Genomic DNA, 23,822 nt, shown 5'->3' with positions numbered 1-23,822 from the left:
AAAAAACGAACCCCTAAATAGTGCGCCTTATGCACCTAAATGGGGTTTTCTAAGAAGTGGCAGTAAAACTAGAACGCGTAAATTAATGTAAGGTTATGTAAATTATGGTTTTTATTAATTTGGTCTACTCTTTGCTTTAAAGGCTACGACAGCGTAACAGCAGTAAAATCCAAATAAATATGCACCTTTAAAAAAGGGCACTGTGTTACGTGTTCTCCAGGGAGAGACCTCCTGCCGAGAGGCAGGAGGTTTTCTTACTTTTACTCTTCTACTTTTTGTTCAAGCTCTGGCTCAATCAAGCTGATAACACGCCAGCCAGCTTTAGGCTGAATACTGTTTCCGTTAATAAAGGTGTAGCTTTTACCTTCGGCGTTAATGGCAATAAGCGGCGTAGCCCGTTCACCATACTGCTTCGTATACTGCTCAAAGGTAAACTCTTCCGAAAGCCGGGTCGTTTTAACCGCAGATTCACGGGCTATAGCAGACGCTAAGTAACCATAAGTTACACCTTCATCAAATAACGTTAGCTTTTTAGCGTATTGTTCGCTTACTTGGTGACTAGGTCGCGTCGACTGCTCATTATTAGTAAGCGCCCACACTTTGTCCTTACCCATAGTGTATTCAAAGTGATAGGCAATAAGCGGGTTCAATTGTTTATAGGGCGACATTATTAATACAGTGCCAAAGCTGTTTAAATCGAGGTGTCGGGCTGCATGATCGGACATAGGGTTTCCGAAATACACCGGAATATCCATCATGCGCGCTTCTCTAATGGCATCCCAGTTGGTATCTGCAATTGTCACGTCTAATTTTTGATTTAGCATTTCACACGCCAAGGCGCGGTTAAATTTGCTGCCACCAAAAATGAGGTAGCCAGTTGGAGCAGGGGCACGTACTTTAAGTAACGACGCAACGGTGCGTGATGTAAGGCTCTGTACCACAACTGTCGCGATAATCACCATGAATACGATAGGCACTATAATGCCCGCTCCTTCGTAGCCGATTTCTTCAAGCTTAAGAGAGAACAGGGCTGAGACTGCTGCCGCAACGATACCACGTGGGGCAATCCAACTTAGCAACGCTAATTCATTAAGCTTAAGCCCAGTACCAATGGATGATGCTAATACTGACAGAGGCCGAGCTACAAACATAATAGCGGCTAGCACCACAATCGAGCCCCATCCTACATCGATGACAGACTGTAAGTTCAGTCGGGTGGCAAGCAGTATGAACAAGCCGGAAATAAGTAACACGCTTAAGGTTTCTTTAAATTCGAGGATGTCTTCTACATCAACATCTTTCATATTGGCTAACACCATGCCAGAGATGGTCACGGCCAAAAGGCCCGATTCATGCGCTACGTAATTTGATGCAGCAAATACACCTAAAATAACGGTTAACACAGCGGTGTTGAGCAAATAGTGAGGGATCCATTCCTTACGAATAGATAGACCCAGTAAATAGCCTGAGGCAAGCCCCAATACAGAGCCTATACCAACGGTTTTTCCAAAGGCAATGAGCGTATGTGTGATAGCTGTCTCTTGTGACGCTACGATAAATTCGAATACCAGCACCGCTAGCAAGGCGCCAATAGGGTCGATAACTATACCTTCCCAACGTAAAATATTGGCTAGGTTAGTTTTAGGTCGTACAGTCCTTAGCATGGGAACAATAACGGTAGGGCCAGTTACAGTAACGATAGCACCGAACAAAAAGGACAACTGCCATGAAAGGTCTAGGCTATAGTGTGCGGCTGTCGCCGCAACCACCCAGGTGACTAATACACCGATAGAGCATAAATTCCTCACCATATTGCCATGGCCCGCAATATCACCAAATTTTAGCGTCAGTGAGCCTTCGAACAGGATAATGGCAACAGAAAGAGAAACGACGGGAAACAATAAATCGCCAAATAAGTCGTCCGCATTAAGCACACCGAATACCGGGCCGACAACAATACCGACTATTAAGAGTGGCAAAATTGCAGGAAGCCTTACCTTATAAGCTAAGTATTGGCATGTTATTGACAGCAGTCCTACTGCAACGAGTGAGAGAAGCGGGTCTGACAAAGTGAATCCTTAAGAAGTTGTTATTATTCCATCGTATATTAGCTTAATCATTTATCATACTGAGACTTTAGAACAAGTTAAGCTTACAGCGATATACGCTTGGGTAAGAAGTTTAGACCAATAGACTGTCTTTAGCGTTGTAATATGCATGTTGATGTTTCAAGCTTTGTTATTATTTATACTTATCGTTTATTCTGGAGTTATCTTTTGAGCCGCTTTTTTAAACTTACCTTTTTACCGTTAGCGCTTTTGCTAATCTCGGCATGCGTGACTCAATATCCCACTCCAACTGCTTCATTGATCGTGAACAGTACTGTTAAACTACCTGAAGAACTGTCAGAAACCTCTGGTTTATTTTGCGACGTCGATAGCATGTTTTCGCTCAACGATTCCGGAAATGCGCCCGTTATTTATCGCATTAACTATCAAGGTGAAATAATTGAGCGCACGCGCTTACCGCTTACTAATAGAGACTGGGAAGCCATAACGGCTGACGACACATCGTTTTATATAGCCGATGTCGGAAACAACAAAGGCAACAGAGAAAAGGTAGAGGTTCACAAAGTAAGTCGCCGTAACGCAAATGAAATTACCACCTTTACGCTAAAGTATGCGGGTAATAACGCTAACATTAATATCCCATACGCTCATGACTTTGATTCAGAAGCAATGGTTAAGCATGGTGATGAACTTCTCTTGTTCTCGAAAAGCTGGAGAACGGGCATAACTCATGTTTACAAAGTTAACGAAGGGGAGATCGAACAAACTATCAGCCCTTTTACATCAATTGATGGCCTACCAGGTGTGGTTACGGGCGTTGACTTCGACCGCCATCAAAACCGGTTTGTTATCACAGGTTATAAATCAGACCCCTTTGGCAATTTTGCTACCTTTATTGCGCAAATCTCGCAAGACTATACGCTTCATGATATTTGGGCGTTAGAGCAATATAAACAAGTTGAAGGTGTCTGTGTGGATAGCAAGGGCACCTATTGGTTTAGTGAAGAAGCAACGGAGGGGCGCAAAGCATCTCTGTCTAGCTCACAGGTTGTATCAAGGTAAGCGCCCTTTGATATGCCAGCATGGCTAGCTTATCGTGTGCATACGCCGTCACTGGTTGTGTGACTCATCATCATTCCTTTAAAGTTATCTTTTAGTCCATATTAGTAAAATGGCTAATACCCAACTAGCCGTACTACCGTCTATACTCAAATTGTGATTGAACAAGTTGTAGCCAACCACAATTTCAGAGGCAATCAAAATGAGACGTTTACACCAGTCCTTTTTAGCAATGTGTGTTTGCCCAAGTCTATTAATGGCTGGGGCAGCTAATGCCTCTGTGGTTGAAAAGGCTCAACAATGGCTCAACAAATATTCAGACAGCGACGATATATTCTCTTTAACCCTCACCAAAAATAAAATTAAATTTAAAGGCTGCAAGCAGAAGCAATATCAATTAGCTTTCAGCCAAAAAATAGCGCCTATGTTTAACATTGAAGCTATTGTGCACTACAACAAAGGCCTTCTTGACTACGGTGTTTTGTCGCAGCGTGTCAGAAGTCATGAATTTGAAGTAGTTAGCTGGTGGGATAGAGGGGATTACCGTGTAGGGTTGAGTCATAAAGTGCGCCCACAACATGAGATGCGTATCCCGGTTGCCGATACAATCAGACTACCAACGAGCACAACAGCAGGTCTATACGTAGAAGTTCCGTTAAACGAAGATAAGCACCTACTTACTTTCGGCGCTATGCGAGAGTCGTGGGAAAGCGATGGTGCGTCACTCCAATTACCTTGGCGTTCAAGCCGCGACAATCAAGTTAAAGTGCAGTACGCCATCACTTTTTAAATGATGGCGTAAAAGGTTGTTTTACCTTGTCACTTTCAGCAATGGGCATATAGAAAAGCCTACAACTTAAACCTGCTCACTTCTGACGAAAGCTCTTGAGCCAACTCATCAAGCTTGTCACTCACATTCACCAATATCTGTGTCGCATTTAATGTTTCTTCACTAGATGCGCTGATATCGTTAATGTTTCGGTTTATATCTTCAACCACAGTTGCTTGCTCTTCTGTAGCTGTCGCTACCTGCGTGTTCACATCATTAATGTGAGCAATTTCTTCAGCAATATCTTGAAGCAGTTTGTCAATTTCATTAGTTGCGGTTACCACATCGGTAGTGCGCGCACGACTTGACTCCATTTGCGAAACCGCAGATTTGGAGTCCTGCTGGAACTTGTCAATTTTAACCTGTATTTCATCAGTCGCTTGGGCGGCACGTTGCGCCAAAGTTCGAACCTCATCGGCAACAACCGAGAAACCTCGGCCGTGATCGCCAGCCCGCGCGGCTTCAATTGCAGCATTAAGCGCAAGTAGGTTAGTTTGCTCCGAAATACCTCTTATAGTATCAAGGATACCGCCAATGGCTGCTGTATGTTCATCTAGCGACTGAATAACGCGTGATACATCTTGAATTTGCTCTGACAGGCCGTTTATCGCCTGCACCGCACGCTGAGTAATTTCGCGTCCGTGAGCCGAGTTTGTGGTTGCTAAATTCGCATTTTGCGCTGCATGAGTCGCTGACTGGGCCACTTCATTTACCGTACTGCCCATCTCTGTTAATGCCGCAGCAGCTTGCAACGTCTGATCTCGTTGGCTTTTCGTAGAGCTCTCAGTTTGATGAGACTGATTTGCTACATCCTGAGCCGATGCTTTTAATGCATGGCTTGTTTTAGCTACTTGAGAGATAGTGCCGTGAAGGTGGTCGATAAAGTTATTAAACCCTTCTACTAAGCGGGCAATTTCTTTTTGTTCAGGCATAGGAATTCGCGAGCGCAGATCGCCTTGACCTCTACCAAGCTGTTGGAAGACATCTGCGAGTGATTCAAGTGGTTTAGTAAGAGTTCCAGCTAGCCATATTCCGATAAATGCAAAAGCACCGGCTATGGTCAACGCCCAAATAATGATTTGGCGACTACCAGCATCTAAAGATGCATAAAGTTCGTGTTCGGGTACTTGCGCTACTACGTACCAACCCGCCTTTTCCACATAGGTACTGGCAAATAACTGAGTATCGCCTGCTGAGTCGCTGGTGGCCATGGCGAACCCCTGACGATTGAGCAGTTGCCCCGCTGTGTTCGAATCACTTATTGACGCTAATTTGGCTTTGCCCAGTAAATCGGTATTGGGGTGCGCGATAATAGTACCGCTTCCGTCTACAAGAAAAACAAATCCGGTTTGCGCAATTTTAACGGCATTGATAATACCTAATAACTCATCTACCGATTTAGCTACCCCTGACATACCTCTGCCGTTTACTTGCTGATAATTAGCAAACAGGCGGTAACCCTGTCCGGGTTCGTTGTACAAACTCAGCGAGATGGGTTCGCCACTATTTTTGTAAGCGAAAAACCATCCATCAAATTCGTCGTTTTGAAGCACGCGCAAAAAGCCATCTTGGTTCCAATATTTGTAGGTGGTTCTGTCTACAAACGAGGCTACCGTTAAATCGTTAAATTCAACGATATTATTTAGATAGCCCAGTAGACGACGCTCACCTGCCGAATCGGCGCCGGCTGATGACCAAGCGAGAATATCCGGGTTAGAGGCAATGCTGTGTGCTACGGTAAGCATCACGCTAGCCTCTCTGTCTACGCGGTTGCCAACCTGTTTCAGTAAAGAAGGGAGCTGTAGTTCTTCCATGTTCTCTTTAACGAGATCACGGGCAATCCATTGGCTAATTGAACCTACAAGAATAGCTGCGGCAAGTACGGCCACAATAAGAGAAATAATAAGTTTTTGTTTAATACTGAAAGTCATGACTTTCGACCACGTAAGTTAATGCTGAAAATTAATAGATTAAAGGTGACGTGGCATTGCAGGCACAGCAACGTCTAATACTGGATCGTAAGCTGGCCAGTACTACTTTATGATTCTTACGCTAATGCTTTTATTATTTTTTAACGCGCAGAGAAGTTATCGACCTATTCATTGCAAAGTTTATACTTTTTGCTAATGAAAAGGGTAAATTGATTGTGAGGCATAATTGACCAACAGGTCAATAAAAAATATTAGCCTTTACATATGAAGGGGATAAATAAAAAGGCTCTCGTATTTGTTATAACAAATACGAGAGCCTAAGCATTTCAGAAACGGATTTGGTTAGTCGCAGGCGTTAACTTAGCCTGCTGCTGCCGCCGTTTCGCTTATTCTTTATTTTCCTGAGGAATAGGGAAACCACGGTCACGCATCAATGCATCTACCTTGGCGTCACGACCACGGAACTTGCGATATGCTTCAGCTGGATCCATTGCGTTACGTACGGCGAATAGATATTTTACTAAGCGATCGCCTACTTCTTTATCGTAGAAACCACCCGGTGCTTCCATAAAGGCTTCCGCTGCGTCAGCGGTTAATACCTCTGCCCACATGTAGCCATAATAGGCCGCTGCATAACCTTCGCCTGAGAATACGTGGCCGAAATGAGGTGAGCGGTGACGCATAACAATTTCTTCCGGCATGTCTAGCTTCTTAAGCTCTTCACGCTCAAAAGTGTCAGGGTCAATCTTGCTAGGATCGGTAGTGTGGTACTTCAGATCCATGATGGCTGAAGCCATGTACTCAGTGGTTTTGAAGCCTTCATTGAAGGTTGAGGCCTTCTTAATCTTCTCAACTAGTTCTGCTGGAATTGGCTCGCCTGTTTCATGGTGAACCAGATAGTTGTTGATTACCTCATCGGTGGTCAACCAGCGCTCTAACAACTGAGACTGGAACTCAGTGTAATCGCGTACACCAGAATGCGAAGACGGGTATTCTACGTCAGACGCTAAGAAGTGAAGAGCATGACCAAATTCATGGAAGTAGGTTTCAGCATCGTCCCACGAAATAAGCGTGGCTTCGCCTTCAGCGCCTTTTACGAAGTTCGAGTTGTTTGAAGACAATACGGTCTTCTTACCATCGAACGTGGTGTAAGAGCGATACGTCGTTGCCCACGCACCAGAGCGCTTACCCTGACGAGAGAACGGGTCAAGATACCAAAGACCAATGTGCTCACCGCTGTCTTTGTCGGTTACTTCCCAAACTTTCACGTCTTCGTGGAAAACTGGCACTTTGCCTTCTTCAACAGGTGTGAAGTTGAAGTTGAACAAGCGACCTGCAACGTAAAACATCGCTTCGCGAAGCTTATCAAGCTGTAAGTACTGCTTTACTTCGTTTGAATCTAGGTCGTATATTGCTTGGCGCACTTTTTCTGCATAGAAGCGGTAGTCCCATGGCGCAATAGTGATGTCTGCACCTTCTTCATCGGCAATGGCCTGCATGTCGGCCACTTCTTCTTCAACGCGAGCAATAGCAGCAGGCCATACTTTCATCATCAGATCCATAGCGTTTTCTGGGTTCTTCGCCATTCGATCTTCTAAGCGCCACTGTGCGTAGTTTTCGTAACCTAATAGCTCAACACGCTCGTCACGAAGAGTTAAGATGCGTTTAATAATGTCGTTGTTATCAAACTCGTCAGCATTGTCACCGCGGTTGTAGTAAGTACGCCATACTTTCTCGCGAAGCTCTCTGTTTGTAGAGTAGGTCAAGAACGGGTCCATTGATGAACGCGTATTGGTAATTGCATATTTACCTTCTTCGCCGCGAGACTCGGCTGCTGCTTTTGCTGCCTTAACAAATGAAGCTGGTAAACCGTCAAGCTGGTCTTCAGTAATATAAGTAACGTAGTTTTCTTCGTCTGCTAGCACGTTGTTAGAAAACTTAGTGTGCAGCGTAGCAAGCTCTTGGTTAATTTCAGCGTAGCGCTTCTTTGCTTCGCCATCTAGCGTCGCGCCATTGCGTGCGAAGCTATTGTAAGTCATCCAGGTTATACGCTGTTCTTCTGGCGTAAGTGAATCTAACTCGTCAGATTCGTATACCGTTTTAACTCTTTCAAAAAGCTTTTCGTTTTGCGTAATTTGCGTGAAGAAAGCCGATAACTTAGGTGACATCTCTGCCTGAATCTCGCGGAATTCAGGGCTAGACTTGTTTGAGCTCCAAATGCCGTAATAGGTGAATACGCGGCCAAGTTCTGCACCTGCACGCTCCATTTCTACAATAACGTTTTCAAACGTTGGTGGCGCTTCGTTATTCGCGATGGCTTCAATCTCTTTAAGATTCAGTTCCATGGCTTTTTCTAGTGCAGGCTTTAAATCTTCTAAATTCATCTTATCAAAAGCAGGCACACCGCCGTAAGGGCCTTTAAACTCTTGAAGCAGCACGTTATCAAACTGTGCTTGTTGAGATGTCGCTGTATTTTGTACATCTGTGCTGGTGGTCTCAGGTGCTTTTTGTTCTGAACATGCACCAAGTGCAACCACAACCGCTATCGCGGTAAGTGATGTTTTAAATTTACCCATGAGTTTTCCTGTCTGTTTTTATCTATAGGTTTTTTGACAAAAACCATCTTAAGATAATGTAAAAATAAGTTAAATGCTCTTTAACGTAATTCCTTGCAGTACAGCGGTTTGGAGGGGAAATCGTACTGGTATGCAATTCGTCGAAATTGCACAAATTTTGATTGGTTTTGCGCTGGTTGGAAATTACACTGCGCGCGTTCTGAATTAGCTGTACTCCACAGCCCGTAAACCACTAACTTATTTACTGTGATCACCATGTTTGAATTACTTCTTCACGGGTTTCCCGTAGCATTCGCTTTGGCCTCTTTTGGGTCGAATACTGAACGCAAATTACTGCTGCTGAACTTGGGGCTATGTATTGCCATTGGCTCTCTTTTGGCTTTCGAGCAAGCGTGGGGAGGTGCCGTAGTTATCACGGTGGCAGGACTGAGTACCAGTTATCGACTAGTAAAAAACAAGCTACTGTCGCCTATCGCAACTTACATTACTTTAATCACTATGATGGTGATTGTACTGACAGTAAACAATTTAACCGGTAAAACATCTCTGATTGAAGCTATGCCTGTGTTAACTTTCATGGCTTATCGCTTTGGCGAACTGCACTGTAAAGAAGCAGGCCTTCGCGTGTGTATGATTATTGGTTCAATCAACTTCACGGCATACGGCGTCATTACTCAAACGTGGGGGTTAGCCATTACTGAAGCGCTATTTGCGGTATCAAACCTGTGGTACTACATGAAGCTTAGGCGTGCCATGCGCACTAGCCCAATTTAGTTGAATATATAGTCGTTTTGTGATGTATTTATTGTCAAACGGAGTTGAATCCACAGGCAAGGTAATGCAACGCAAACCCATCGACAAAGCTCTATTTTTCGGTGCTCCGGCTCTTCTACTCGCTCTTTTTATTTTTAACATAAATGCAGATGGTGAATTGAAACTAGCGGCTACCCTTGGCAGTGTAGGGCTTTGTGTTAGTTATTATTCTTTTTTAAGAAGCGGCGGGGTCAGCAGAAGATACCCTATCGAAGATTTGATAGAGAACGATGGCGAGTTCTTGGTCTTTCATTATTTTCACCGTCACGAGCGCCAGCCACTAAAAGTGAACGCAGACACAATTTATGCGCTAAATGTTTCTCACCGTTATCTCGGGGTAATTTTAGATAAGAATGGCAGGGGATTTGATTTTCACTATCCACACAAGGAAGCCGTAATAAAAGCTAGGCTTCAAGAAGTGCTCGGTGATGATGGATTTAACAACGTAAAAAAGAATGTCTAAATAAAACGAAAAAAGTGTAGAGCGAAAACAGTGTAAGAAGAAGCCCGAAAGTAATGTTTACTCGCGGGCTTTTTTTATTTTATCAGTATAAAAATTTACGCAAACACCACGGTCTTATTTCTGTGAATAATTACGCGGTCTTCTAAATGGTAGCGCACACCGTGAGCCAGTGCGGTTACTTCACAGTCTTTACCTTTGCGCACCATGTCAGCTGCGCTGTCGCTATGGCTGATACGTTTAACGCTTTGCTCAATGATTGGGCCTTCATCTAAGTCCTTAGTGACATAATGACAGGTTGCGCCAATTAATTTTACGCCGCGATCATAGGCTTGCTGGTAAGGCTTAGCACCGGCAAAGCTAGGTAAGAAGCTGTGGTGAATATTAATGGCTTTACCTTCCAGCTCTTGGCACAACGTATCAGGTAAAATCTGCATGAAACGGGCAAGCACGGTCAAATCAATTTTGTACTCTTGAAGTAAGGTGGTGATTTGCGCAAATGCTGCTTCTTTTCCTAAGGCTTTAAAGTCTACCCAATGAAAAGGGACTTTGTACCAGTCAGCAAACTGTTTCATTTGCGGGTGGTTGCCAATAATCACTGGAATATCACAGTGCAGCTCGCCAGTATGCCAGCGATGAAGCAGGTCAACTAAACAGTGAGATTCGAGGCTCGCTAACAAAGCAACGCGCTGCTTTTTGCTAGAGTCACTGAGTTTCCAGTTCATCTGATACTCGTTAGCAAGTGGGGTGAACTCTTTAACGAAGCTTTGGTGATCTAACTTAAGCGAATCGGTACTAATTTCATGGCGCATAAAAAAGCGGCCGGTTTGTAAATCGGTATGATGGCTGGCTTCAACGATGGTTGCGTTGTGGTCGGCTAAAAATTGCGACACGCTGGCAACTAGCCCTATTTGGTCAGGGCAGTCTATAACTAATCTAAATGTTTGTTGCATGTGAGCAGTTTGAATAAAAAAACAGGCTATCTTTTTACCCGTGACGCTAGGCGTTGTAAAGGCTATAGGCGATTTAATACCAGCTTAAATTGCTATAACTCATAATCACTCTCAGTCATTGCTCTCAGCCTTTACTTTCAGTCATCAGGGCTGCTTAGCTATGAAAGGCATTTTTTATAGCGGTACAGATGCATATAACCCAGCTCGGTAGTACATTTTCCTTATTCGCCGCTCTTTACTTGCCTCTTTTTACTCATCTGTAATACCGCGGCGAAGTTTCTCTCTTACCGACATATTGTGTTTCAACGGCCAAGATTGACGAATAGGGTAGGTCACCCCCTGCGGCGTAGTCACAGATTCAAATAGGTGAAATGCTGAAATGTGAACGTCTACGCTCGGGCTGTAAAGCGGTAGCGGCAATGTCGACGTAGCCTTTCTTACAAGAGTGACGTGAGGCTTATACTCTCTGCTTTCTACTTCGATTGCTGCTTTACGGGCCGCTTTTCTCGACAATTTAGCGAGTTCATTAAGTGCCTTTGGTGTTTCAGTGGGTGCAGCAAAGAGTATTTTAGGTCCATTCCATAACCCGGTAGCATTAAGAGTTAGAGAAAAGGGCTCACTGACGAGCTGATCGAGTTCATACACAAGCGCTTCGTGCTGACGGTGATTTATTTCGCCTAAAAAGCAAAGCGTGATATGAAAGTTTGCTGCTGGCACTGCATAAGGTATTGCGGGCCCTTGATTGTTGATGTGTTCGTTACGCTTGTTGCTAGACTTACGAGTACGAGTCACCTCGCTTTTCACCCATTGACGAGGCATTACTTCAGGCAACGCCTGTTGACGCCAGCTATCTAGAGCAAGTTTTTCTGTGGCGCTAAGATCTAAACCAATAAAGCTTCGCATAGCTTTCCTCCTTTAAATTTGCCCTATCTATGTACATTAAACAGTAGTGCAGCCCACGAGTTTAAGAAGGCAGCGAACGTCCGTACGACAATAAGTTTATCATGGCGCTGCGGACGAGTTCCAAAACAAGTCGCGCGTATTGAATATTTACCAAATTTAAAAAAATAGCTGTGATGTTCGAGTGCATTGTTTACATCAGGTACACTATACCCACCAACTTATAACACCTTTATGCCCTTTATGTTACAGCCGTTTTCTCACCTACCCGCTTATGAACTTGTTACGCCGCTACAAGAAGCCGTAGTTACTAACAACATCATTATAGGGGCGCCTCCAGGGGCAGGGAAATCTACTGTACTGCCTTTGTCACTGCTGCAATCTTCGCTAAAGGGAAAAATACTGCTTATGCAGCCACGCCGGGTGGTGGTAAGAAATCTTGCTGACCACTTAGCAAAACAGTTAAATGAAAGTGTGGGTGAAACAGTTGGTTATCGTATAAAGGGTGAGTCGAAAACATCGTCTGCCACTCGGCTTGAGATAATAACCGAAGGCGTGCTAACGCGCATGATCCAGCAAGACCCAGAGCTTACTGGTGTAGATGCTATTGTCTTCGATGAGTTTCATGAGCGCAGTATTCATAGTGACTTTGGTTTGGCACTGGCACTTGAAGTCCAGTCTGGGCTTCGCGATGACTTACGCCTAGTGGTGATGTCGGCTACTTTGGATATTGCGCCACTTCAAACATTGCTTAATGCGTTTAGCGTACTGCCAGTAGCGAACTTAGAAACTCAAGGGCGCATGTTTCCTGTTGATGTTCGCTACACCCAAGATGTGCAGGCTTATGAGTTGGTGCCGAAAACCAGTAATCTCATAAAACAGGCAGTAAGCGAGCACGATGGTGATATTTTAGTGTTTCTTCCCGGCCGAGGAAGCATAAATGCTGTTGCCAGAGAAATAAAAGGGGTAGCTGAAAGTGCGGACATAGCCGTTCACATGCTTTATGGCGCTTTAGGAAAATCAGCGCAACAAGCAGCCATTGCGCCAGACCCACAGGGCAAGCGAAAAATCATATTATCTACCAATATTGCAGAGACAAGTTTAACCATTGAAGGCGTGACAGTAGTTATTGATACTCTGTGGGAGAACAGTGCTCAGTATCATCCTTCAAGCGATATCACCGCGCTTACCCAGCAACGTATTTCACAAGCATCTGCCATTCAAAGAGCAGGGCGAGCAGGACGGGTTATGGCCGGAACCTGCTATCGTTTGTGTAGCAAAAGCAGCTTCGAGCGTTTGGCGAAACATAATGCAGCGCAAATTGAAAAAGAAGATTTAAGCAGCTTCTTGCTTGATACTTTAGCCTGGGGCAGCAGCCCAGATACGTTGGCATTGCTGACGAAGCCTACACAAGCGCAGCAGCAGGTGGCACAACAAAAGCTTCAGCGGGTTAATGCTATCTCTCAATCGAGCATTACTCCCTATGGAAGAGCGCTGGCCCAGCTACCTTGTCAGCCCCATTTAGCCCATTTATTGCTAACGGCAAAAACAGGCATAGACGGGCTAAGTGCTGATGAAAATAGCGCGCTTCGCTTTGCTGCACCGTTTGTTGTGGCAATAAGCGAAAGCAATATTAATGTGAATGGTGCGACAAATGTAATGGATGCTCTGCTTCATGCTAATAGCAGCACTCGCAATCAGCTTATTCAACAAGCTTCCCGTTATGCGAGCTATGTGCAAAGCGGGCAGGGCAAAGCGCAGACTTTCACCCCCGATATCAATGCATTAGACGAACGCGCCCTTGGCCTTTGTATTGCCATCGCATTTCCTTTGCAGGTGGGCTATAGGCGCAATGCGCCAAGCAGTTCTAGCGGTAGCCCTGGTAATTCGAAAGGCGCAATAAAAGGGGCTACACGAAGCGGTGCTTCTCAGTCTCATATTATTGAGTACAAGTTAGCGAGTGGAAAGGGGGCTGAGCTAACAGCTACAGCCAGTAATACATTCTTCAACGAAAGCGAAAAGGACAATCACCCGTGGATAGCAGTGCTTGAGGGGCAGCTAATCAAAAGCACAGTGTCAATACGCCTAGCTCAGCATGTTCCTGAACGCTTGTTGCGTTTAGCTTTCCCTGACGCATTTAGCGAAAAGCGTAGCGTTATTCTTAACAGCGACACTGGCGTAATGGAAGCCAGAGTAAGTACAGGGTTTTATGACATAACGCTAGATAGTGCGCCAGTATCCGGGCAGGAAAAAAGCCGGGAACAAGTGTTTTGGGATAGCGCAATGTGCGATGCTTGGTTTGCCTATCTCGATACCTTGCCGTTATCCAATTGGCCACTGTCGGATGCCGATTGGCAATGGTGGCGAAGAGTTCTGATGGCCGCAAAGCTCAATCTCCCGCAAGATAAAGCTTTTGACGAACCAGATCCCTGGCCGTTGTCATTAAGCGATCTGGTGCATAGGGCAAAAGACAGCCTAGTGCCTGTTCTAAAAAGCTGTAAAAGTATTAAAAACCTTAAGCAGTTACCGTGGAAGACGGCCTTAAATAATGGGTTATCTTGGCCTCAGCAAGACGCATTAGCCACGCTTTTGCCCACTCACATGACTATTCCTACGGGCAGGGAGGCTAGCCTAGATTATCGCGACAATGGAGATGTAGTGCTGTCGGTCAAAATGCCAGAATTGTATTCACAAAGCACTCCACTAAGCTTAGCGGGTGGGCGAGTTACTGTTGTGTGCGAGCTGCTGTCGCCAGCGGGTAGACCACTGCAAACCACCAGTGATTTAGGTGCGTTTTGGCAAGGCAGCTATAAGGAAATACAAAAAGAGATGAAGGGACGTTACCCCAAGCACTTTTGGCCGGATGACCCTGCCAATGCATTGCCGACCAGTAAAACAAAAAAGCATATGTAGCCATTGATACTTAACACCACTTACTGTTTTCAAATGATTGTTGTGTATTTCAAGCACCAGCAACTGCTTATACGCCAGTTGCTTGTACAGTCTGTTTTTAACGACAGTGGTTACACATTAAAAACTAAGCTAAGTTGGTGGTAGCAATTACAAACTTTTATTTAGGTAACCTTACGCTATGAAATTATCCAGTTTAGCCACCGCGGGCTTTCTGTTTGTTACATCTTTAAGCGCTCAGGCTCACGATTTTTGGTTAGAGCCAGCAAGCTACCGTTCACAAGAGCCAAGTGCTGTTGCCTTGCAGTTTAAAGTAGGCCATAAAGAAGATACCTCTCATTGGAACCTGTCCTGGAATAGGATAGTCGCGTTGCGCACTTATTCTTCTGACGGCGTGAGTGATATGGCCGCCAGCGTAGTACCTAAAACGTCAATGCTGCCCGGCATGGCTAAAACGGCCAAGCTTTCTTCTGGCACCCATGTCATAGGGTTTGAAAGCTATCACGCTACTAGCGTACTAAAAGCGAAGAAGTTTAATCAGTATGCAAAAGATGAGGGTTTAGCTGAAATACTAGCTCATCGCGAGGCGAGAGGGCAAAACGATATCGCTGGAAAAGAGCTCTATTCAAGGAAAGCAAAAACCATCGTGCAAGTGGGTGAGGCAATAACGGACAATGCCCTAAAACCTATTGGCCACACGTTAGAAATAGTGCCCCTTGAACACCCTTATAATCTTGAAGATAACACCCTATCTGTTCAGGTGTTATTCAAAGGAAAGCCCTTAAGCAATGCACTTATCGATGCAGTATCTTTGGTTGATCACAGTGCTGAAGTGCAAGCGGTGCAAACTGACAGTGAAGGAAAGGCGATGTTTAAACTTAATGTCGAAGGGCCTGTTATGCTAAATACGGTTTGGGGCGTACCCCTCACAAATAGTTCTGCAGCAGATTTTGAAACTTACTTTTCAAGCCTTACGTTTGAATACGTTCAGTAACCAATAAGATGAACGGCTTCTACCTTACCGGTCACTGAAAATACTATATGATTAATGCGCTCCTAAAAGGGCGCTGTTTTCATCAAGGTTAAGAGGTAGCCTTGCTTGCCAATTCAATATTAAGTGCAGCCATTACCTCTAGACCTGGAAACCCATCTGCGATCATATCATTGCTAATTTGGTAGTTGCGGATACCCTCGCGAGTGGCAGGGCCAATGATGCCGTCTGGTTTGCCCACATCGAAGCCTAAATTATTCAGCTTACTTTGAAGCGTAATAATGTCTTTGCGGCTGTAGGCGGGGAGATCAGGTAAGGTTGCTTTAATTCCTGATGCCCCAGCGATGCGGTCGGCCAATACGCCTACGGCGATGGCATAAAACTCGGAGTTGTTCCAGCGCATAATAACGCGGAAGTTCTTATAAGCAATAAAGGCTGGGCCGTTATGTCCTGCAGGCACAATAACGTAAGCTGTGGTATCGTCTTCGCCCAGCGCAGAACCATCGGCTTTCTTCACGCCTTGAGCGTTCCATTCGCTAAGAGGTTGTCTATTTTTATAGCCAGACTCTTGATAGTCAAAAGTCTCAGGCAACTGCACTTCACGACCCCAGCGGAAGCTGCGCTCCCAACCTAGGCTTGCAAGGAAGTTTGCGGCAGAAGATAACGCATCTTCTTCACTTGCCCACAAATTAATTTGTCCGTCGCCGTCGCCGTCAATGGCATAGTGGGTATAGGCCGAAGGCATAAACTGAGTGTGGCCCATAGCGCCAGCCCACGAACCAATCATATCTTCTTTTTGTAGCTTTTCCCGTTCCATTAGCTTCACGGCCACAAGAAACTCTTGGGTAAAGTACTTACTTCTTCGTTTGTCACAAGCCAGAGTAGCAAGAGAATCAAGTACGGGCATTTTGCCTTTGTAAGAGCCGAAGTTTGTTTCTAGACCCCAGAAAGCGAGCAAGTAATGAGGAGGCACGCCGTACTTATCACTTAGTTTGTGTAACAGCGCCTTGTGCTTAGCGTACATCTCTTTGCCTTTTTCAGTGCGCCAATCGGTAACGCGCTTACTAAAGTATCCTGGAAAGGTTTGTACAAATTCGGGTTGGCTTCGGTCTAGCTCAATCACACGGTCCTGATGAACAAGGTTAGGAAATACATTATCAATGGTTTGCTGGCTAACCCCTTCCTGCTTGGCTTTATCAGCAAGCGCTGCGGTGCAGCTAGCGAATTGTTCATTGGCTAACGCTGAATTTATTGTCGCACCCGCGAGAAGCAGTGCCATAGACGTGCGAAGTGACGGTCGAAGAAATGAGGCGTAAGACTTGGCCCCTTTAGGCGAACGAGTAGAGAAAAAAGAAGACTTAAATGAAGCTAAGCGCATAGTACGGTTCCTGTGTTACTTGCCAGCATGCTATCGCATTGTGACCGTGAAACGCGAGTAAAATTCACTTTTCCTAGTGCGTACAGAAGTACTTTATCCCGCATCTATAGTAAATGGGCTTTAAGTGTGCATATTTGGAAACAGTTGTTGAGCGGCGGCCCGAATGGTAATGTTGATACTATTAAAACTAACGTTTTAAGCGACGTTCGTTAAATCTATATCGCAAAGTATGCGATGTCATCTTCAATGATCTTCATGGCGTTTTCACGTGGCAAAAAAACAGACACAAAACACATCATCTTCAAAAAGCAAAGCAACCAACAAGGGTAAGAGCTCAACCAAACGCTCGTGGTTTTTTAAGCTGTTTTGGCGAGTCACTTTAATTGGCTTGGTCGTGCTTGGGGCTTATGCGTTTTATCTCGACGCACAAATTAAACATGCGTTCTCGGGTAACAAGTGGGAAGTTCCTGCGCAAATCTTTGCACGTCCTTTAGAAGTAAGTAAAGGCGAGGAGATCACGCCACAAGAAGTCATCGATGAACTCAATTTGCTAGGCTATCGCAAGGTAACCTTTGCTGACAGTAGCGGCGAATATAGTTATCAAAACAAAGTGTTAACTGTGCAGCGCCGTGCGTTTCAGTTCCCTGAAGGTGCAGAGCCTCTTCGCCACTTGGTAATTACGTGGGAGGGTGCACGCATTGGGGAAATCTATGACAAATCGCAAGGGCGTCCTTTTGGCTCTGCAAAACTGGAACCTTGGTTAGTAACGCGTATGACAAGCGGTTCGCAAGAAGATCGAATGCTCGTGACCCTTGATACTATTCCTGAAATGTTACCTAAAGCGCTTACGCTGGTGGAAGATCGCAATTTTTATAATCACCATGGTGTTGCACCACTTTCAATATTGCGAGCGCTAATGGCGAATATTGCAGCCGGACGAACGGTTCAAGGTGGCAGCACGTTGACGCAGCAGCTAGTTAAAAACATGTTTTTAACCCGTGAGCGCTCAATTGTACGTAAGGCAAAAGAAGCCATTATGGCGGTGATCATTGACGCACGTTACAGCAAATCAGAAATTATTGAAGCTTATTTGAACGAAGTGTTCTTAGGTCAAAACGGTGACATGGCCGTACATGGTTTTGGACTTGCCAGCTATTTTTACTTTGACCGACCAGCAAACGAGTTAAGCACGCCTGAAATAGCCACGCTTGTTGCCATTATTAAAGGCCCATCTTATTACAACCCCCGCAAATATGCCGAGCGAACAAAAGAGCGACGTGATTTAGTACTTCGCATGTTGTTTGATGAAAATGAAATTGGCCGCCAAGACTACGAACGCTTTGTAAATATGCCGTTAGGGCTTGCCAGTGGTGCGAGTTTAGCAAGCGGCAAACACCCTGCTTTCATGGAGCAGGTACGTCGAGAGCTTAATGAAATTTTAGCAGAGCCAAGTTTAAGAGACTCGGGCGTAAAAGTGTTCACAACACTTGATATCGTGGCCCAGCGCCGCGCTGAAAGTGCATTGTCAGGCACCTTAAATGGCCTGCAAAAAGATAGAAGCGTTCCACTGCAAGGTGCCATGGTAGTCACCGACAGCGCAAGTGGTGAAGTGCGCGCGATTGTGGGCGGTAAAGACTTTGCGTTTAAAGGTTTCAATCGAGCATTAGACGCTAGGCGGCCGATAGGTTCTTTGATTAAGCCCGCTGTGTACTTAACTGCATTAGAAGACCCTACACAGTTTAACTTAGCAACACCTCTTGAAGATGAACCGATAACGCTTGAGAGTCGAAACGGCACCGAGTGGTCGCCGCAAAACTACGACAAAGAATTCAGAGGGCAGGTACCTTTACTTCAAGGACTTGTCGAGTCTTTAAATATACCAACCGTTAATTTAGGCATGCAGATAGGCCTAGATGCGTTGGCCGATACCATTGAGCGCTTGGGGATTACTACGCCAGTAGATAAAGTACCGTCGTTAACCCTAGGCGCCTTCGAACTTACACCGTTTAGCACTAATCAAATGTATCAAACCCTATCTAACGATGGGCGCTACATACCCCTCCATACAGTGACATCTGTAGTGACAGCGGATAACGCTTTGCTTTGGAAAAAAGCGGAGTTCTTTAGCCAGCGAACTGATGAGGCTGCCACCTATCTGCTTAATTACGCGTTGTATAAGGTAACCACAGAGGGCACTGCGAAGCACATCGGTTGGAATTTTGGCAATGTGAATATGGCTGGCAAAACGGGCACCACAGACGATTACCGCGATAGCTGGTTTAGTGGCTTCGATAGAAACAATGTGGTCACGGTTTGGGTAGGTAACGACGATAATAAACCCGTTAACTTAACCGGTGCCGGTGGAGCGCTTCCCGTGTTCATTAATTACATGAAGTCTCAATCACCTAAATCATTATCAAGACGTTTCCCTAAAGGTCTGGGCATTGCGCATTTCGATGCAAAAACGGGTGCAGTCGTTGTTGCAGGATGTGCTGGAAGTTTAAGCGTACCGGCTATTTTGGATGTGCTTCCTCCACCCCAGCAAGACTGCTCGGGTCGTCCTGTGAAGGAAGATAGCGAGAAGAATGATAAAAGCTGGTGGGAACGGATATTCGGATAAAAAAACTCCAGTAAGAAGATAGAAAACACGATCACTTGGCTGGGATACTGTCAGTGCTTTCTATCTCCCTCTGGAGTAAAAGGCCCAGGGAAGGCAAAACAGGTTATGGTAGTCGGTTAGGTCCCTATTTGTTTTTATTGCGTTTTCAATGCCCTTTCTGAAGGAAGAGGCGCGCTGTAGAAAACACCAGCGCACTTACAGCAAACGCAATAACCGGCCCGAGTACTACCATAAATAGGGTTGCGGCGGTTAACATGTGCACTCTCCTTATGCGTCGTTATCGTCCGAGTTGATTGGCTCAATCGGTGTAATAGTAATCTCTGCAACCAACGAACGTGCTTCTTCTACTTCAGGTTCAAATGTATGACTTGTAGTTAACACGTCATAGGTCACATCCAGCGCTAAGTTCTGCTTTACGTCGTTCATGGCGCTTTCAACGATAAAATCTGTATGTGAAACAATGTTACTCTGAGATTCGTCAGCGAATGCTGCTGCGCTTAATACGCTAGTTGCTAAAGTTAGTGCAGTGAAAAATTTGCGACCGATAAACATAGTAATCTCCAAAAATTAAGTTAGACACTGCACTTGAACATACTGCGTGGCAGCTATCATGTTGCTAAAGGTTTCGATAATAAGTCGTTATCAATTAACAATTAGTTTATAGCGAGGGATGTGCCAACTCGTTTAAATTGTTTATCTTTTTGAAATTGTTGAGTTTTATTTTTATTGGGGAAATGAGCGAAAAGTTTGTTTGTTACAAAAACGCTAAAATTTAGTGCTTTTCATACGGGGGTGGTCAAAATGACTAACGCAACGTTTTTGCGAACATATGCTAAGGCATCTTTTGTCAGATAAAGAGCTAAACAGAGGGGCTGCGGTACAGAAAGCCGCGACGCCCTCGCTTAAAAGAAAAAGTGAAAAAGCAAAGGAAAAAGATCAAACAAAAAGATAAAGCATAGAGCACGGCCCTAGGACTTTTTGTCTTTAAACTTCGTAACCATTGTCACAACTAACGCAACGATTACACCAGCAGCAATACCTACTACGCCATCTGCCAGTATCGACATGATCAGCGACGCGCTTGGGATCAGCGTGGTAAACCAGTCGGTAAAAATATGTAAAAAGCCTATGCTGTGAGTAAGAATTCCGCCTCCCACTAAGAACATGGCCACAGTACCCACTACCGCGAGGGTTTTCATTAGTGCGGGCGCGGCAACCAGCAATGCTCTGCCGATAAATCGTTGAAGGGTGTTCATAGAGCCTGTTAGCGATTTGCGAAGCATGTAAAGGCCCACATCGTCCATTTTAACTAAGCCCGCGACTAGTCCATATACGCCAAGCGTAATGGCTAAGCTTAGTGCCACTAACACACCAATTTGCGTTGTAAGCGTTGCATCTGTCACGGTACCTAACGCAATAACAATGATTTCAGCAGATAAGATGAAGTCGGTGCGTATAGCGCCTTTAATTTTATCTTGTTCAAAAGCCACCATATCTACATCGTCTTTAGAGAGCGCTTCAATTCGAGCTTCTCGTATTTCTTCCTCACCTTCATGAGGAAGATATTTATGCAGCAATTTTTCTGCACCTTCAAAACATAAATATAATCCACCCAGCACTAATAACACGGTAATGAGGGAGGGAACAAAGGCACTTATGGCTAATGCAGCGGGAACCAAAATGGCCTTATTGATAAGCGAGCCTTTTGCGACAGCCCATACAACAGGCAATTCCCTATCTGCTTTAACCCCTTGGACCTGATCAGCATTTACCGCTAAATCGTCACCCAAAACGCCCGCAGTTTTTTGCGCTGCGACTTTCGACATGGTTGCGATGTCATCCATTAACGTTGCAATATCATCAAGTAAGGCAAGTAAGTTAGCTGCGGCCACTGTGATTTTCCTTATATTCGTTGTTATTAAGTGTGCTGTTTTTATGTTTCACTAACATAGCAAATCGGCAAGCGATAAGTAGTTGCGGCATACAAAGAATACGCGCAGCATCTTACCTTTGGCAACTTATGAATAATGTGACATCAGAGAAAAAGGCTGGAATCAGTGTGAGTAACGACAGAGAAACAGATGAAGAAACACAATTACCCTCGCTTTCAGTTCGTTCTTATGCAAGAAAAGCCCGTAGTCACGCTCACCCTTTTTATCAGTTAGTATTGCCTGTAAATGGGCATATAGAAATAGCGCAAGATTGTTTTACTGGCAGCGTCGGTGTAGGTGAGGGAGTGTGTATAGCGCCGCTCGAAGTACATAGTTTTAGTGCAAACGAAAATGCAAAGTTTGTGGTCGCCGACTTACTTTCAGTACCTGAGCAGTTAAAAGACAAACGAAGCCCTATCTTTCAGGTTAATACCGCCCTTCAAGCTTTCTTAAGTTTTACTGAAGTGCAATTAACGAATTACGCGTTTTACGGACAGGATGAAATGACCGCGTTATTTCAGGTGTTACTGGCGAAAAGCGAGGTGGGCGGGGGAACAGACAAGCGGATCACCCAAGTAATAAGCCATATACATAGTGACTTAGGGGCATCGCATTCGTTGCAGTTGCTTTCAGAGATGGCCTGTATGGGAACCACACAGTTCAAAACTCGGTTTAAACAAACCACTGGTCTTAGCTTACGTGATTACCTAGTGAAGATAAGGATGGAGAAAGCCAAAGCACTGCTTAGAAACACCGATACGCCTATGTCGAGCATCGCTCAATTAACGGGGTACGAAGATGTTGCTGCATTCAGCCGCCGATTCAAAGCCTATTTCGGGCAACCACCAAAGTCTTTTAAAAGAAAGTAATCACGCCTTGCTAAAGGGGGACACTAGTCGGCTACGGACTATCGCAAAAAAGAGCACGGCAAAAATCAATACGCGCTAGTTTCGCTCTTCATCTTTGGGCAGTTTATTCACTCTCGCATCTATAAAACGTTTGTGATCGTCCATTTTGGTGCATTCTAAGGTTCCACCAGCAATCCCACTCAATATCGCCAACGTTTTATTGGTCGTACTGCTACAGTTTACGCGTTTTGAAGGGCGTCGATTTTCATTAGCTTGTATTTCTTGTGTACTTGGCCCGCTTAATATAGGGCTATCTTTTCGTTCTCGGAAATTCCTTGCTGCTTGCTCGGCGTCTTCAGCTACTTTTTCACTGTTATATTTTTCAAAATAAAGCGCAGCGCCATCTTTGACCGATAAATTTAACGAACCCGCGCGACGATTTGCATCTTTTGAAAGCGTAGGCGTTGGTGGCGCAGTAATTGGCTTATTTTCTACCTGGACTTGCTGTATTTCGGGCTCAGTAACTTTCTGCTGCTTTGCTTCAGGAATTTCAGAAATTTTAGTTTTACTATCAGGTGCTTCGATGGGTTGAGTGACATCAGACTTCAGTTCAATTTCTTGCCTTTTAGCGGAAGCATCGACTGCTTTAGTGTCTTCTATTTCGGCTTGGATTGAGGGACCCGGAGTTGGAGGGTAGTATAGCTTGGCACTGATCTCAGGTGTTCGCTCTAAAACGTTAACACGAGCTTTTTGATTATCAATACTCAATTGAGAAAGTAAGACAACCAAAATCACCCCAAATACGTGAACACCACATGAAACTAACAGCGCTCTCCACGCCGTTTTTTTAGTAACGGAATGGTTCTCAGTGCTGCGTTCTGGCGCAAAGAAAGATGGGGTGATAGTCGTCATAGTAAACAACAGACCATTCGCTCTCTCGAATAGTTCCATCCTAATTTCATCGCACTTTTTAGTCACCTTACCTCAGTAATTTCTTTGGCCGCTACATTATTGGGCATTTTTCAACTCGTGCACCATTAATGTGCATTATTTTTGTGCGCGCCGCCGCTGCTTGTGATTATGTGTATGATTTATATAGTTAAATATTTATGGCATGGCTCTTGGTTTATCTTCCCGTAGTTGGAAATACGACCATAAATTACAGAATAACCAAAACAAACTGGGAGCAACTCATGAAACTAGTTACAGCGATCATCAAGCCGTTCAAGCTAGATGATGTTCGTGAAGCCATTTCAGAAATCGGAATCGACGGTTTGACCGTGACCGAAGTGAAGGGCTTTGGACGTCAAAAAGGACACACTGAACTTTACCGCGGAGCGGAATATCAGGTGGATTTTCTACCTAAAGTCAAACTGGAAATTGCTGTTCAGGATGATCAAGTAGAACGCCTGGTAGAGGCCATCGTTGGCGCTGCCAAAACAGGCAAAATTGGAGACGGCAAGGTGTTTGTTTATGACCTTGAACATGCCGTTCGTATTCGAACTGGTGAGTCGGATAGCGACGCGCTGTAAGCCACAACGATATATTTGCGGA

18 protein-coding genes are annotated in these 23,822 nt (G+C 44.8%); 9 read left to right on the top strand and 9 right to left on the bottom strand.

Features of this window, described 5'->3' with window-relative positions; genetic code table 11:
* Nucleotides 1–260: 260 nt before the first annotated feature.
* Nucleotides 261–2,069, bottom strand: a complete 1,809-nt coding sequence (locus ACXAFM_RS07580; RefSeq protein WP_474828305.1) for a cation:proton antiporter — start codon at nucleotides 2,067–2,069, stop codon at nucleotides 261–263.
* Between the two features lie 207 nt (nucleotides 2,070–2,276).
* Between ACXAFM_RS07580 and ACXAFM_RS07575 the strand changes: the two genes are divergently transcribed.
* Both ACXAFM_RS07575 and ACXAFM_RS07570 read left to right on the top strand, forming a co-directional pair.
* Nucleotides 2,277–3,131, top strand: a complete 855-nt coding sequence (locus ACXAFM_RS07575; RefSeq protein ID WP_474828303.1) for a hypothetical protein — start codon at nucleotides 2,277–2,279, stop codon at nucleotides 3,129–3,131.
* Between the two features lie 199 nt (nucleotides 3,132–3,330).
* A complete protein-coding gene (locus tag ACXAFM_RS07570; protein WP_474828301.1) occupies nucleotides 3,331–3,918 on the top strand; it encodes a hypothetical protein in 588 nt (195 codons plus the stop codon).
* Nucleotides 3,919–3,977: 59 nt separating this feature from the next.
* On the opposite strand, the gene ACXAFM_RS07565 is transcribed toward ACXAFM_RS07570, so the two are convergent.
* Together ACXAFM_RS07565 and ACXAFM_RS07560 are read right to left on the bottom strand one after the other, a co-directional pair.
* Nucleotides 3,978–5,888 (bottom strand): methyl-accepting chemotaxis protein, encoded by a 1,911-nt coding sequence (locus ACXAFM_RS07565; RefSeq protein WP_474834047.1) that lies wholly within the window; start codon nucleotides 5,886–5,888, stop codon nucleotides 3,978–3,980.
* A gap of 386 nt (nucleotides 5,889–6,274) precedes the next feature.
* On the bottom strand, nucleotides 6,275–8,464 hold the full coding sequence (locus tag ACXAFM_RS07560; RefSeq protein ID WP_474828297.1) for a M3 family metallopeptidase: 2,190 nt from the start codon (nucleotides 8,462–8,464) through the stop codon (nucleotides 6,275–6,277).
* A gap of 255 nt (nucleotides 8,465–8,719) precedes the next feature.
* Here ACXAFM_RS07560 and ACXAFM_RS07555 point away from each other — a divergent pair, with 255 nt between their 5' ends.
* Both ACXAFM_RS07555 and ACXAFM_RS07550 read left to right on the top strand, forming a co-directional pair.
* On the top strand, nucleotides 8,720–9,238 hold the full coding sequence (locus ACXAFM_RS07555) for a YgjV family protein (protein WP_474828295.1): 519 nt from the start codon (nucleotides 8,720–8,722) through the stop codon (nucleotides 9,236–9,238).
* A gap of 64 nt (nucleotides 9,239–9,302) precedes the next feature.
* Complete coding sequence (locus tag ACXAFM_RS07550) at nucleotides 9,303–9,740, top strand: hypothetical protein (protein WP_474828293.1); 438 nt, start codon at nucleotides 9,303–9,305, stop codon at nucleotides 9,738–9,740.
* Between the two features lie 95 nt (nucleotides 9,741–9,835).
* Here the strand turns inward: ACXAFM_RS07550 and purU are convergent, their stop codons facing one another.
* Nucleotides 9,836–10,690 carry a formyltetrahydrofolate deformylase gene (gene purU / locus ACXAFM_RS07545; RefSeq protein ID WP_039217723.1) on the bottom strand — a complete coding sequence of 285 codons (855 nt, stop codon included), beginning with the start codon at nucleotides 10,688–10,690 and terminating at the stop codon, nucleotides 9,836–9,838.
* Nucleotides 10,691–10,939: 249 nt separating this feature from the next.
* Complete coding sequence (gene thpR, locus ACXAFM_RS07540; RefSeq protein ID WP_474828290.1) at nucleotides 10,940–11,593, bottom strand: RNA 2',3'-cyclic phosphodiesterase; 654 nt, start codon at nucleotides 11,591–11,593, stop codon at nucleotides 10,940–10,942.
* A 186-nt stretch (nucleotides 11,594–11,779) separates the two neighbouring features.
* Between thpR and ACXAFM_RS07535 the strand changes: the two genes are divergently transcribed.
* A complete protein-coding gene (locus tag ACXAFM_RS07535; RefSeq protein ID WP_474834046.1) occupies nucleotides 11,780–14,503 on the top strand; it encodes an ATP-dependent RNA helicase in 2,724 nt (907 codons plus the stop codon).
* Between the two features lie 178 nt (nucleotides 14,504–14,681).
* Nucleotides 14,682–15,494 (top strand): DUF4198 domain-containing protein, encoded by an 813-nt coding sequence (locus ACXAFM_RS07530; RefSeq protein WP_474834044.1) that lies wholly within the window; start codon nucleotides 14,682–14,684, stop codon nucleotides 15,492–15,494.
* 88 nt (nucleotides 15,495–15,582) lie between these two features.
* On the opposite strand, the gene ACXAFM_RS07525 is transcribed toward ACXAFM_RS07530, so the two are convergent.
* Nucleotides 15,583–16,869, bottom strand: coding sequence for a lytic murein transglycosylase (locus tag ACXAFM_RS07525; protein WP_474834042.1), 1,287 nt, complete (start codon nucleotides 16,867–16,869; stop codon nucleotides 15,583–15,585).
* Between the two features lie 268 nt (nucleotides 16,870–17,137).
* Here ACXAFM_RS07525 and mrcB point away from each other — a divergent pair, with 268 nt between their 5' ends.
* Nucleotides 17,138–19,489, top strand: a complete 2,352-nt coding sequence (gene mrcB, locus ACXAFM_RS07520) for a penicillin-binding protein 1B (RefSeq protein ID WP_474834040.1) — start codon at nucleotides 17,138–17,140, stop codon at nucleotides 19,487–19,489.
* Between the two features lie 267 nt (nucleotides 19,490–19,756).
* On the opposite strand, the gene ACXAFM_RS07515 is transcribed toward mrcB, so the two are convergent.
* Nucleotides 19,757–20,041 (bottom strand): hypothetical protein, encoded by a 285-nt coding sequence (locus tag ACXAFM_RS07515; protein WP_474828280.1) that lies wholly within the window; start codon nucleotides 20,039–20,041, stop codon nucleotides 19,757–19,759.
* A gap of 416 nt (nucleotides 20,042–20,457) precedes the next feature.
* Entirely contained in the window at nucleotides 20,458–21,381 is a 924-nt protein-coding gene (locus tag ACXAFM_RS07510; RefSeq protein WP_474834039.1) for a DUF808 domain-containing protein, read from the bottom strand.
* A 128-nt stretch (nucleotides 21,382–21,509) separates the two neighbouring features.
* Between ACXAFM_RS07510 and ACXAFM_RS07505 the strand changes: the two genes are divergently transcribed.
* Nucleotides 21,510–22,289: a helix-turn-helix domain-containing protein gene (locus ACXAFM_RS07505; protein ID WP_474834037.1), complete on the top strand. Its 780-nt coding sequence runs from the start codon at nucleotides 21,510–21,512 to the stop codon at nucleotides 22,287–22,289.
* 75 nt (nucleotides 22,290–22,364) lie between these two features.
* Here ACXAFM_RS07505 and ACXAFM_RS07500 read toward each other — a convergent pair whose 3' ends face one another.
* Nucleotides 22,365–23,219: a hypothetical protein gene (locus tag ACXAFM_RS07500; protein ID WP_474834035.1), complete on the bottom strand. Its 855-nt coding sequence runs from the start codon at nucleotides 23,217–23,219 to the stop codon at nucleotides 22,365–22,367.
* A 242-nt stretch (nucleotides 23,220–23,461) separates the two neighbouring features.
* Here ACXAFM_RS07500 and glnK point away from each other — a divergent pair, with 242 nt between their 5' ends.
* Nucleotides 23,462–23,800 carry a P-II family nitrogen regulator gene (gene glnK, locus ACXAFM_RS07495; RefSeq protein ID WP_012516988.1) on the top strand — a complete coding sequence of 113 codons (339 nt, stop codon included), beginning with the start codon at nucleotides 23,462–23,464 and terminating at the stop codon, nucleotides 23,798–23,800.
* Nucleotides 23,801–23,822: the final 22 nt, after the last annotated feature.

It is taken from the genome of Alteromonas sp. ABD4_190, assembly GCF_056160105.1.
Note: the sequence above shows the minus strand (reverse complement) of the source record. Positions and strands in the feature narration are given on the sequence as shown.

Excerpts from the sequence above, each read along its gene's own strand:
- ACXAFM_RS07570 (WP_474828301.1), top strand. The coding sequence starts at position 3,331 with ATGAGACGTTTACACCAGTCCTTTTTAGCAATGTGTGTTTGCCCAAGT.
- ACXAFM_RS07565 (WP_474834047.1), bottom strand. The coding sequence starts at position 5,888 with ATGACTTTCAGTATTAAACAAAAACTTATTATTTCTCTTATTGTGGCC.
- ACXAFM_RS07560 (WP_474828297.1), bottom strand. The coding sequence starts at position 8,464 with ATGGGTAAATTTAAAACATCACTTACCGCGATAGCGGTTGTGGTTGCA.
- ACXAFM_RS07555 (WP_474828295.1), top strand. The coding sequence starts at position 8,720 with ATGTTTGAATTACTTCTTCACGGGTTTCCCGTAGCATTCGCTTTGGCC.
- ACXAFM_RS07550 (WP_474828293.1), top strand. The coding sequence starts at position 9,303 with ATGCAACGCAAACCCATCGACAAAGCTCTATTTTTCGGTGCTCCGGCT.
- purU (WP_039217723.1), bottom strand. The coding sequence starts at position 10,690 with ATGCAACAAACATTTAGATTAGTTATAGACTGCCCTGACCAAATAGGG.
- thpR (WP_474828290.1), bottom strand. The coding sequence starts at position 11,593 with ATGCGAAGCTTTATTGGTTTAGATCTTAGCGCCACAGAAAAACTTGCT.
- ACXAFM_RS07530 (WP_474834044.1), top strand. The coding sequence starts at position 14,682 with ATGAAATTATCCAGTTTAGCCACCGCGGGCTTTCTGTTTGTTACATCT.
- ACXAFM_RS07525 (WP_474834042.1), bottom strand. The coding sequence starts at position 16,869 with ATGCGCTTAGCTTCATTTAAGTCTTCTTTTTTCTCTACTCGTTCGCCT.
- ACXAFM_RS07515 (WP_474828280.1), bottom strand. The coding sequence starts at position 20,041 with ATGTTTATCGGTCGCAAATTTTTCACTGCACTAACTTTAGCAACTAGC.
- ACXAFM_RS07505 (WP_474834037.1), top strand. The coding sequence starts at position 21,510 with ATGAATAATGTGACATCAGAGAAAAAGGCTGGAATCAGTGTGAGTAAC.
- ACXAFM_RS07500 (WP_474834035.1), bottom strand. The coding sequence starts at position 23,219 with ATGGAACTATTCGAGAGAGCGAATGGTCTGTTGTTTACTATGACGACT.
- glnK (WP_012516988.1), top strand. The coding sequence starts at position 23,462 with ATGAAACTAGTTACAGCGATCATCAAGCCGTTCAAGCTAGATGATGTT.